11 protein-coding genes are annotated in these 10,525 nt (G+C 66.7%); 6 read left to right on the forward strand and 5 right to left on the reverse strand.

Translation table 11 applies throughout. The annotated features are described in order from the left end of the window. Positions 1-122 precede the first annotated feature (122 nt). Genes NKH16_RS34125 through tsaD form a run of 3 tightly spaced genes read right to left on the reverse strand, consistent with a single transcriptional unit; the run spans position 123 to position 2,538 of the window. Positions 123-419, reverse strand: a complete 297-nt coding sequence (locus NKH16_RS34125; RefSeq protein ID WP_352749645.1) for a YciI-like protein — start codon at positions 417-419, stop codon at positions 123-125. A gap of 26 nt (positions 420-445) precedes the next feature. Beyond that, on the reverse strand, positions 446-1,456 hold the full coding sequence (locus tag NKH16_RS34130; RefSeq protein ID WP_352749643.1) for an NAD(P)H-dependent glycerol-3-phosphate dehydrogenase: 1,011 nt from the start codon (positions 1,454-1,456) through the stop codon (positions 446-448). Then, positions 1,453-2,538: a tRNA (adenosine(37)-N6)-threonylcarbamoyltransferase complex transferase subunit TsaD gene (gene tsaD / locus NKH16_RS34135; protein ID WP_352749649.1), complete on the reverse strand. Its 1,086-nt coding sequence runs from the start codon at positions 2,536-2,538 to the stop codon at positions 1,453-1,455. The genes NKH16_RS34130 and tsaD overlap by 4 nt, the downstream gene beginning before the upstream one ends. A gap of 101 nt (positions 2,539-2,639) precedes the next feature. On the opposite strand from tsaD, the gene hemC reads away from it, so the two are divergent. The 6 genes from hemC (at position 2,640) to NKH16_RS34165 (ending at position 8,959) form a co-directional block, all read left to right on the forward strand. Then, a complete protein-coding gene (gene hemC, locus NKH16_RS34140; RefSeq protein WP_352749641.1) occupies positions 2,640-3,566 on the forward strand; it encodes a hydroxymethylbilane synthase in 927 nt (308 codons plus the stop codon). 1 nt (position 3,567) lies between these two features. Next, positions 3,568-4,275 carry a uroporphyrinogen-III synthase gene (locus tag NKH16_RS34145; RefSeq protein ID WP_352749638.1) on the forward strand — a complete coding sequence of 236 codons (708 nt, stop codon included), beginning with the start codon at positions 3,568-3,570 and terminating at the stop codon, positions 4,273-4,275. Between the two features lie 323 nt (positions 4,276-4,598). Beyond that, entirely contained in the window at positions 4,599-6,089 is a 1,491-nt protein-coding gene (locus NKH16_RS34150; protein WP_352749635.1) for a COG4223 family protein, read from the forward strand. Between the two features lie 8 nt (positions 6,090-6,097). Further along, positions 6,098-7,705: a heme biosynthesis protein HemY gene (locus tag NKH16_RS34155; protein ID WP_352749634.1), complete on the forward strand. Its 1,608-nt coding sequence runs from the start codon at positions 6,098-6,100 to the stop codon at positions 7,703-7,705. Positions 7,706-7,744: 39 nt separating this feature from the next. Next, on the forward strand, positions 7,745-8,224 hold the full coding sequence (locus tag NKH16_RS34160; RefSeq protein ID WP_352749631.1) for a tellurite resistance TerB family protein: 480 nt from the start codon (positions 7,745-7,747) through the stop codon (positions 8,222-8,224). A gap of 18 nt (positions 8,225-8,242) precedes the next feature. Beyond that, positions 8,243-8,959 carry a glutamine amidotransferase gene (locus NKH16_RS34165; RefSeq protein WP_352749629.1) on the forward strand — a complete coding sequence of 239 codons (717 nt, stop codon included), beginning with the start codon at positions 8,243-8,245 and terminating at the stop codon, positions 8,957-8,959. Here NKH16_RS34165 and NKH16_RS34170 read toward each other — a convergent pair whose 3' ends face one another. Together NKH16_RS34170 and NKH16_RS34175 are read right to left on the reverse strand one after the other, a co-directional pair. Further along, positions 8,960-10,201, reverse strand: coding sequence for an MFS transporter (locus tag NKH16_RS34170; RefSeq protein ID WP_352749627.1), 1,242 nt, complete (start codon positions 10,199-10,201; stop codon positions 8,960-8,962). Positions 10,202-10,277: 76 nt separating this feature from the next. Then, a partial coding sequence (locus NKH16_RS34175) for a hypothetical protein (RefSeq protein ID WP_352903848.1) occupies positions 10,278-10,525 on the reverse strand: 248 nt, incomplete at its 5' end.

The following is a 10,525-nucleotide window of genomic DNA, read 5'->3' on the forward strand; positions in this document are numbered from 1 at the left end:
CTCGATCACCCAAAGATGCTCCGGTCTCCCGTCCGCCACCGCACCTGCCTTCATAGCAGAGTCGGCAAGAAACAAGTTACAAAGGTGCCGGCAGGCGGATGAGGGGCAGCGCGAACGAACGATCATTCACTCACAGGTTTGTTGAAGCTCCAGTTCCACTGCCGGATTTCGACGCTTTCGAACAGCCCTGCCTTGGTATAGGGATCGGCCGCCGACAGGGCTTTTGCCGCCGCCAGATCGGGCGCCTCGACAACGGCGAGAGTGCCGTTCGGCTTGCCGTCGGCGTCGAGGAACGGGCCGGCGAAGGCCAATTTCTTGTCGCCGTTCAGCCCTTCCAGGAAGGCAAGGTGCTTGGGCCGCGTATCGAGCCGCACCTGCAGGCTTCCTGGCTTGTCCTTGCAAATCAACGCAAACAGCATCTTTCCATCTCCGCAATCGTTCGCGATTACATGTCGGTTTCGGTCTTGAGTGGCCTTGTCATCAACGCCGACACAGCCTGGTCTATGGTTATGGTGCCGTCCAGTATGGCGGCGACGGCGGCGATGATCGGCGCGTCGATCCGGCGCTCGCCGGCGATGCGGGCGGCGATTGCCGCCGTCGGCACGCCTTCGGCCAAAGGCAGGCCGGCAAGCGGCTTGCCTTGCCCCAGCGCCAGCCCATAGGCGAAATTGCGCGACTGCGCGGACGAGCAGGTGAGCAGCAGGTCGCCGAGGCCGGAAAGCCCCATCAGCGTCTCCGGCCTGGCGCCAAAGGCGGCGCCGATGCGGCGCAATTCGACGAAGCCGCGCGTCACCATCGCCGCCTGGGCGCTGGCACCGAGCCCGGCGCCGGTGACGGCACCCGCGGCAATGGCAAAGACGTTCTTCAGCGCGCCGCCGATCTCGACGCCGATCAGGTCGTCGCTCGAATAACAGCGCAGATTTTCCGCCGAAAAGCGGGCGGCGAGGTCGGTGGCCAGAGCCTCGTCCCGGGCGGCGACCACGACGGCCGTCGGCAGGCCCCTGGCGACGTCGGTGGCAAAGCTTGGGCCGGACAAAGCGGCGACCGGATTTGCCGGCAGTATTTCCTCAGTGATGGACGATAGCAGCGCGCCGGTGTCGCGCTCGATGCCCTTGGCGCAGAGGACCAGCGGGACGCCTTTCGGCATATGGCTGGACGCGGCCGTTAGCATAATCCGCAACGATTGCGCCGGCGCTACCGCCAGAACGCAGTCGGCACCGTCGAGCGCCGCCTCGATGTCGCTCGTCGCCACGATGCCGGGATCGAGCGCGATGCCCGGCAGATAGCGCGGATTTTCGCCACGGTCGACCGCCGCGACGGTCTCCGGGTCGCGCGCATAGAGGCGGACGAAATGACCGGAGCGCAGCGTGGCCAGCGCCAGCGCCGTGCCCCAGGCGCCGCCGCCGAGCACGGCGACGCGCCAGCCGCTTGGCGCCTTGTGCTCGCTGCCGGTCATGCCTTGGCCCCACGCCGGCCCGAGCCGACCATCGGGGCCGAGACGCTGTCCAGCGGCCAGCGCGAGCGCGGCACGAAATCGGCGGCGTTTTCACCTGATATGCCGGCGCGCAAGCGCTCGATGCCGGCCCAGGCGATCATCGCCGCATTGTCGGTGCAGAGGTTAAGCGGCGGCGCGACGAAGCTGAATCCGGCCTGCTCGCACAGGCCCTGCAATGTAGCCTTGATAGTCCGATTGGCGGCCACGCCGCCGGCGACAACCAATGCAGGCTCGGCCTTGTCCGGGAATTGCTGACGGAACCGGGTCAGCGCCCGCGCAACACGGTCGCCCAGCGCATCCGCCACCGCCGCCTGGAACGAGGCGCAGATATCGGCAACATCCTGGTCGCTCAGCGGGGCGATCGCGGTTGCCGCCTGGCGCACCGCGGTCTTGAGGCCGGAGAAGGAAAAATCGGGCTGCACGGAGCCCTTCATCGGGCGCGGAAAGGCGAAACGCGTCGCGTCACCGATTGCCGCCGCCTTCTCGACATTCGGTCCGCCCGGGTAGGGCAGGCCGAGCATCTTGGCCGTCTTGTCGAAGGCCTCGCCAAGCGCGTCATCGATGGTCGTCGCCCAGCGCTGGTAGTCGCCGACGCCGCGTACGGCGACGATCTGGGTATGGCCGCCGGAGACCAGCAGCAAGAGGTAGGGAAAGTCGAGCCCGTCGGTCAATCTGGCCGTCAGCGCGTGGCCTTCGAGATGGTTGATGGCGATCAGCGGTTTTTTGGCTGCCGCGGCGATTGCTTTGGCCGTCATCAGGCCGACGATCAGCCCGCCGACAAGACCGGGACCGGCGGTGGCGGCAATCGCATCGATATCGGCGAGGTCGACGCCGGAATCGGCGAGCGCTGCCTCGATGATGCCGTCGAGCGCCTCGACATGGGCGCGCGCGGCGATCTCCGGCACGACGCCGCCGAAAGCGGCATGCTCCTCGATCTGGCTGAGCACGATGTTCGACAGGATTTGCGGCGTGCTGCGACCGTCCAGCGCCACCACGCTGGCGGCGGTCTCGTCGCAACTCGTCTCGATGCCCAGAACGCGGATCAATTCGTCGCTGTCCAAAAATCGTACAGATTGTACTGTCGGCCTTTCCCCGATAGGAGAAAACCCGAAAACCTGCCGGGGGTTATCACGGACGGCGCGTCATGCAAACAACCTTGAAAATCGGAACACGCGGCAGCCCGCTGGCGCTGGCGCAGGCGCATGAAACGCAGGCGTGGCTGATGGCGGCGCACGGCATGCCGGCCGAGGCGTTCGAGGTGGTCGTCATCTCGACCAGCGGCGACCGCATCCAGGACCGGCCGTTGTCGGAAGCCGGCGGCAAGGGCCTGTTCACCAAGGAGATCGAGGAGGCGCTGCTGGCGCGCCGCATCGACATCGCCGTGCATTCGTCGAAGGACATGCCGACGCTGTTGCCCGAGGGGCTGGAACTGTCCGCGTTCCTGCCGCGCGAGGACGCGCGCGATGCCTTCATCGGCAAGGCGGCGCGAACGATTGCCGGCCTGCCGCAAGGCGCCAGGGTCGGTTCGTCGTCGCTGCGGCGCCAGGCGCTGATCCGGCGGATGCGGCCGGACGTCGAAGTGGTGATGTTTCGCGGCAATGTGCAGACGCGGCTGCGCAAGCTCGACGACGGCATCGCCGACGGCACCATCCTCGCCTATGCCGGGCTGAAGCGGCTCGGGCTCGAAGACGTCGTCACCGACCTGATGCCGCTCGAGGTCTTTCCGCCGGCGCCGGGGCAAGGCGCGATCTGCATCGAAAGCCGCATCGGAGACCGTGACGTGGAACAGATGCTGGCAGCGATCCACGACGGGCCGACCGGCGAGGCGCTGGCCTGCGAGCGCGCCTTCCTGGCGGCGCTCGACGGGTCCTGCCGCACGCCGATCGCCGGACATGCGACGATATCGGGCGGAACGGTTTCCTTTGCCGGGCTGATCATCTCGCCCGATGGCACGCAGTCGCATGAAGTCAGGCTGCAAGGGCCGGCGCAGGAGGCGGCGCGCATTGGCGCGGAAGCCGCGGCGACCGTTCGGGCCAAGGCCGGCGAAACATTCTTCGATGGCTGGACCTGACATGCTCCGCGTCCTTGTGACGAGGCCCGAACCGGGCGCGTCGCGCACGGGGCGCCGGCTTGCGGATGCCGGCTTTCAGCCGATCCTGCTGCCATTGACCGGAACCGTGGCGCTGCCGGTCGATGCCGGCGCGCTCGCTGACGCCGCGGCGGTCGCGGTGACCAGCGCCAATGCCGTTCGCCATGCGCCGAAAGAGGTCATCGCGGCGCTCGCCGGCTTGCCGTGCCACGCCGTCGGCAGGAAGACGGCGGAAGCCGCCCGCGCTGCCGGGTTTCTGTCGGTCAGCGAAGGCCCGGGCAATGCCGAGGCGCTGGCCGATGCGCTTGCTGGCGGTTACGCGGGGCAGACGATCGTCTATCTCTGCGGGCGGGTGCGATTTCCCGGCTTCGAGGAAGGGCTGTTGGCGTCAGGCGTTCAGGTCCGCGCCGTCGAGACCTACGACACCGTTGTCCTGGACTACTCCGACGAGGCCGTTCTTGCGCGCCTGTCCGCCCGGCCGGTCGAGGCGGTGCTGCTCTATTCGGCCAAGGCGGCAAAAGCGATGCAGGCCCTGGCTAGCCGGCCGGTGCTGCGCGGTGTTTTTGAAAAAACGCGCTTTTTCGGATTATCGGGGCGCATCGCCGCGGCCTTGGGCGATGTCGCCGAGATCCAGATTGCGCCTGAGCCCAGCGAGGACGCGCTGCTGGGACTTTTGCAGGCGCCGCGCTGATGGCATTCGCGGCGGCTCTGTGCCGTCCTTGAGGGGCGGCGCCAAACGCAGGCGATTGCCCTCGGGCACATTTTGTTCTTGCTTTGTGCCGGCAGCTATGCTACTAATTTGGTTGTGGTGCTAATTGGCTCCAACGATCCGCCCGCCGAGGCGGGTTTTTTGTTTGCCGAGCATGGGCCTTGGCTTGAAACGTGATTCGGCCCTGCGGCGTTTTGCCAAAACTGAACTCCAAGCCGTGGCGTCATCACGCCGCCCCTTTTCACCGCTTGGTGATGTGCTAGACCCTTCAAACCATCCCGAAGCGAATTTTGCGGAGCCCGAGCATGGTCAAGACGCCGAAGATGCGGCATTCCAAGAGCCGCCGTGAGCCGGTGACCATCGAGCTTGAGCCTGGCGCCGTCTCGCGAGTCGCCGACGAACAGGATGCCGTGACCTCGCAGACCGACGAGGCGCGGGCCGAGGAAGCGGCGAACGCCTCGCAGCCGGAGCCACCTGAAGAGCCGGTGCATGCGGACCAGACCGATCTCGAGCCATGGGAACATGCCGACGCAGCCGCGCCGGCCGGCACGCAAGAGCCGGCGGACGCCGGCGTCGATTCTGCCAGGGAAGCGGAAACCCCTTATCCCGCCGGTTCGGATGCGCCGGCCGGGCGCTCCACGGTTTCCGACTACAGTTTCGAAGATGCATCCAGCGGAACCGGGGCCAACGAACCGGGGATCCCAGGTTCCGGCGAGAAGACAGCTGAGACGAGGGACGACCATATGGCAGCGCAGCCGAAGCGAAGCGGCATCAACGGCATCGCCGCCGGTATTATCGGCGGCGTCATCGCCCTCGCCGCGGCCGGCGGGCTGCAATTTGCCGGCCTGCTCGGTGCGCCGGGGTCGGGCGGCGTGTCGCTCGACGCGGTCAATGGTGAGATCGTTTCGCTGAAACGCGAGGTCGCGGACCTCAGACAGGCCGGCGCCAACAATGACGCATCGGCCAAGGTGGACGGGCTGTCGTCGGCGCTGGATCAGGTAAGGGCGGACGTTGCGACGTTGAAGTCGGCCGTCGAGCAAGGCGGTGCCGGCGGCAATGCCGGCCTGGCAGCACTTGGCGATAAGGTAAGGCAGATCGAGACGGCGGTTGCGGCCCTCGGCAAGGCCGGCGGTACGGCGCCGGTCGATCTCGGCCCGCTCAACGAAAGGCTGGCCGCGCTCGATGCGCTGGTGAAATCGGCCGGCGAGACGACAAAGGCGCAGGACAGCCGGCTTGCGGCCCTGGAACAGTCGGTTTCACAGATCTCGGGCAAGGTCGATGCACAGGCTTCGCAGCCGAAGATCGCACTGGCCATTGCCGCTTCGGCGCTCAAGGCAGCGCTCGACCGTGGTGCACCGTTCGCCGCCGAGCTCGAAACCTTTGCCGCGATCTCACCCGATGCACCCGAGATCGCGACGTTGCGCACCTATGCCGAAAAGGGCGTCCCGATGCGCTCCGAGATCGCCGCCGAAGCGGACGGCGCCGCCAACGCGATGGTCGCTGCCGCGACGCCCATCGACCAGAATGCCGGCATCCTGCAGAAGCTGCTGTCCAGCGCCGAATCGCTGGTCAAGGTCAGGCCGATCGGCGCCGTCGAAGGCACCGGCGTTCCGGAAACCGTCGCCCGCATGGAGGTCGCGGTCAACCGGGGCGACTACGCCAAGGCGCTCAGCGAATACGAAACCCTGCCTGAGGCGGCCAAGGCCGCCGGCGCCGACTTTGCCGGCAAGCTGAAAGCGCGGATGGAGGTCGAGACGCAGATCGATTCGCTCATCGCCGGCGCAATGAAGGCGTGAGGAACCCAATGATCCGCATCCTCGCCTTCCTTGCCGTCGTCTTTGCGCTCGGGCTCGGCTTCGCCTGGCTGGCCGACCGGCCGGGCGAAATGCTCGTCACCTTCAACGGCTATCAATACCAGGTCAGCCTGATGGTCGCGGCGGTGGCGGTCGTTGCCGTGGTTGCCGCGGTGATGATCGTCTGGTGGCTGGTCAAGGCGCTGTGGACCAGCCCCTATACGATCTCGCGCTATTTCCGCGTGCGTCGCCGCGACCGCGGCTACCAGGCGCTGTCGACCGGGATGATCGCCGCCGGCGCCGGTGACGGCGCGCTCGCCCGCAAGAAGACCAAGGAAGCGGCAAAGCTGATCCGCTCCGATCAGGAGCCACTGATCCAGCTGCTCGACGCGCAGGCCTCGCTGCTCGAAGGCGACCATGAAGGCGCCCGCGAAAAGTTCGAGACCATGCTCGATGATCCCGAAATGCGGCTGCTCGGCCTGCGCGGGCTTTATCTCGAGGCCGAGCGGCTCGGCGACCGCAACGCAGCCCGCCACTATGCCGGCCGTGCCGCGGCGGTGGCGCCGCAACTGGCCTGGGCGGCTGAATCGACGCTGGAAGACCTGACCGAACGCGGCGACTGGGATGGCGCGCTGAAACTGGTCGACGCCCAGAAGTCGACCCGGCAGATCGAGCGTGACGCCGCCAACCGGCGCCGCGTCGTGCTGCTGACCGCCAAGGCGCAGGCGCTGATCGACAGCGATGCCAATGCCGCCCGGACGGCGGGTCTGGAAGCCAACCGGCTGCGGCCGGATTTCGCGCCGGCGGCGGTCGTCGCGGCGAAATTGCTGTTTCGGCAGAACGACGTGCGCAAGGGCTCGAAAATCCTCGAGGCGGCGTGGAAGGCCGAGCCGCATCCGGAGATCGCCGAACTCTACATTCATGCCAGGCCGGGCGATGCCGTGCTCGATCGGCTGAACCGGGCAAAGAAGCTGCAGGAACTGAAGAAGAACCATGCCGAGTCCTCGCTGGCCGTGGCGCGCGCCGCGCTAGATGCGCAGGATTTTTCAACCGCCCGTCGGGAGGCGGAAGCCGCCATCCGCATGGATCGCCGCGAAGGCGCCTATCTGCTGCTGGCCGATATCGAGGAGGCCGAGACCGGCGACCAGGGCAAGGTGCGGCAGTTGCTGTCGAAGGCGGTGAGAGCGCCGCGCGACCCGGCCTGGGTCGCCGACGGCGTCGTCTCCGAACGCTGGGCTCCGGTATCGCCGATCACCGGCAGGCTCGATGCATTCGAATGGCGGGCGCCGATGGAGCGGCTCGGGCAGTTGATCGACGGTCATGAGGATACGCCGGAGGCGCCGGTGCCGGCCATCGCGGCTCCAGCCAGGCCGGTACAGGAAAGAGCCGGGACGATCGAGCACACGGCGGAGACACCGGGCACAGCGACCGAGGAGAAGACGGACGACCGTGCCGGCGAGGATAATGTGACACCAATCACCGCGGCGGCGTTTGCCCAAGTGCCGGAAGATGCCGAGGCCGTCGAGCCGGCGCAGGAGCTGACGCGGCTGCCCGACGACCCCGGCGTCGATCCAGACGACGCGGCGGATAAATCGACGCGCCGGTTTCGTTTGTTCTGATCAGGGTCGAGTGGACCCGGGCTTATTGGGAATGATTTGATGTTCGAACGCGTTTTGTCGTTTCTAAGGGATCTGCCGTCCGGTGGTGGCGCCAGCCCCAGCGCCGACGATCCGCGCGTTGCCGCGTCCGCCCTGCTTTTCCACGTGATGAACGCCGACGGGGTGCGCCAGGATACCGAATGGGAACGGTTCAAGAAGGTGCTGGCGGAAAGCTACTCGATCAGCGGCAACGAACTCGACGCGTTGGCGGCTGCCGGCGAGCGGGCCGACAATGAGGCGATCGACCTCTACGCTTTCACCAGCGTGCTCAAGCGCCATCTCGACGCCGAGGCGCGAAAGGCCTTCATCGGCCTGATGTGGGAGATCGTCTATGCCGATGGCGAGCTGCACGAGCTCGAGGACAATACCGTGTGGCGGGTCGCCGAGCTGATCGGCGTCGAACGCCGCGACCGTGTCGAGGCGCGCCTCAAGGCGGCCGCCGCGGCTCCTGGTGCTGCCGGAACCTCAAGCGACGAATAGACAGGATCCCGCCTTCCAATGCCGCCCAAGCCAAGTCCGAGACCAAAGATCCTGATCGTGCTGCATCAGGAGCATTCGAGCCCCGGACGGGTCGGCCATATGCTTATCGAGGAAGGCTTCGACCTCGACATCCGCCGACCGCCGCTCGGCGAGGCCTTGCCGCAGACGCTGGATGGCCATGCCGGCGCCGTGGTGTTCGGCGGGCCGATGAGCGCCAATGACGGCGACGAGTTCGTCCGCCGCGAGACCGACTGGCTCAAAATTCCGCTCAACGAGAACCGGCCGCTGCTTGGCATCTGCCTCGGCGCGCAAATGCTGGTCAAGCATCTTGGCGGCAGGGTCGAGGGCCATGGCGAGGGCCTCGTCGAAATCGGCTGGTATCCGCTGAAGGCGACCGAAGCGGGCAGCGGGCTGATTCATTGGCCGGAGATGGTCTATCAGTTCCATCGCGAAGGGTTTTCGCTGCCGAAGGACGCGACGCTTTTGGCGACGGCCGAAACCTATCCCAACCAGGCCTTCCGCTATGGCGACAATGCCTGGGGCATTCAGTTCCATGGCGAATTGACCCGGGCGATGATGCAGCGCTGGGTGGTGCGCGGCGCGCACCGCTTCGAACTGCCCGGCGCGCAGCCCGGCCGCGACCATCTCGGCGGCCGGCTTATCTGGGACATGCACCTCAAGCGCTGGCTCGGCGAGTTCCTGCCGATGATCTTCGGCAAGCCGGCGCTGCGGTAATCAGTTTCGCCCCCTGAGATGACGCACCTTGCGCAGCTGCGGGAACAGCACCGCCCATAGGCCGGCAACAGCGATCGCCCCGACACCCCCGACCACCACGGCCGGAACGGTGCCGATCAACGCCGCCATGGTACCGGCGCGGAATTCGCCGAGCTCATTGGAAGCGCCGACAAACACCTGGTTGACGGCGTTGACGCGGCCGCGAACGGCGTCCGGCGTCCACAGCTGGATCAGCGTCTCGCGGATATTGACGCTGAACATGTCGGTGGCGCCGAGCAGCGCAAGGGCCGCAATCGACAGCCAGGTGATGGTCGAGAGGCCGAACAGAACCGTGAACGCGCCGAACAGCGCGACGAAGCCGAGCATGACAAGGCCGGCATGGTTGCGGATCGGGTGTCCGGCCAGCCAGATGGCGACGCAGATGGCGCCGACGCCGGGCGCCGAGCGCAACAGGCCGAGCCCCCATGGGCCGAGTTCGAGGATATCGCGCGCGTAGACCGGCAGCAGCGCCGAGGCGCCGGACAGCAGCACCGCAAACAGATCGAGCGAAATCGCGCCGAGCACGATCTTTTCGCTCCAGATATAGCCAAAGCCGGCGAACAGGGTCTGTACCGTCGGCCTGTCGGTCCGGCTGCGCTGGGCAGGCTTCGGGATGGTGAAGATCAGCACGGCGGCAACCAGCATCAGCACGGCGGCGGTGGTGTAGGCGGCTTCGGCTGAAAGCCCGTAGAGCAGGCCGCCGGCGACCGGCCCGACGATGGTTGCCGTCTGCCAGGCGGACGAGTTCCAGGCGATGGCGTTGGCGAAATCCTCGGGCGGCACCAGATTGGCGAACAGCGATGAGGAGGCCGGCCCGAAGAAGGCGCGCGCGATGCCGAACATGGCGAGCACGATGAAGACCGGCATCGGCCCGGAGAGGCCGCGTAGCGTCAGCAGCAGGAGGGCCAAGGCGCAGCCCGTCTCGACCAGCACCGCCAGCGCCATGATCAGCCGGCGCCCGAAACGATCGGCAACGTCGCCGGTGACCAGCACCAGCAGCAGCGAAGGCAGGAACTGGACGATGCCGACAAGGCCGAGGTCGAACGGGTCGCGGGTGAGATCGTAGATCTGCCAGCCGACGGCGACCGACACGATCTGGGTGGAGAATGTCGAGAGGAAGCGCGCCGCCCAGTAGCTCAGGAACGGCCGGTGGCGAAAGGCGGCATAGCGCTGGTCGGATGGTACTTGGGATTCTGTGGTCATGGAATAAGGCCCCGTGGCGGCGATGTCGGCCGGCGGGGCACTTCCACGATGGGCGCTGGTCCGGCCAAGAGAGCCTTTAGCGCAGTTCGGCCGGAGGCGCGCGCAAAAATCCGGCCTGGATCAACAATTTCGTCCTGGCAGATAACAAGCGCATGGCAAATTGCAAACCTTCGAGACTAGCCGAAACACCTCTCGCTTCGTCATCCCAGGGCGGAGCAAGGAGCGAAGCGACGCGGCGCAGACCCTGGGATCCATATGTGGACGGCGCCCTGCCTGCAACGGTTGTTTTGCGTCGTTTTCGATCGCTTGCGTCCATATGTCCGG

It is taken from the genome of Mesorhizobium sp. M1307 (genome assembly GCF_040318155.1).
In the GTDB taxonomy this organism is placed as follows: Bacteria; Pseudomonadota; Alphaproteobacteria; order Rhizobiales; family Rhizobiaceae; genus Mesorhizobium.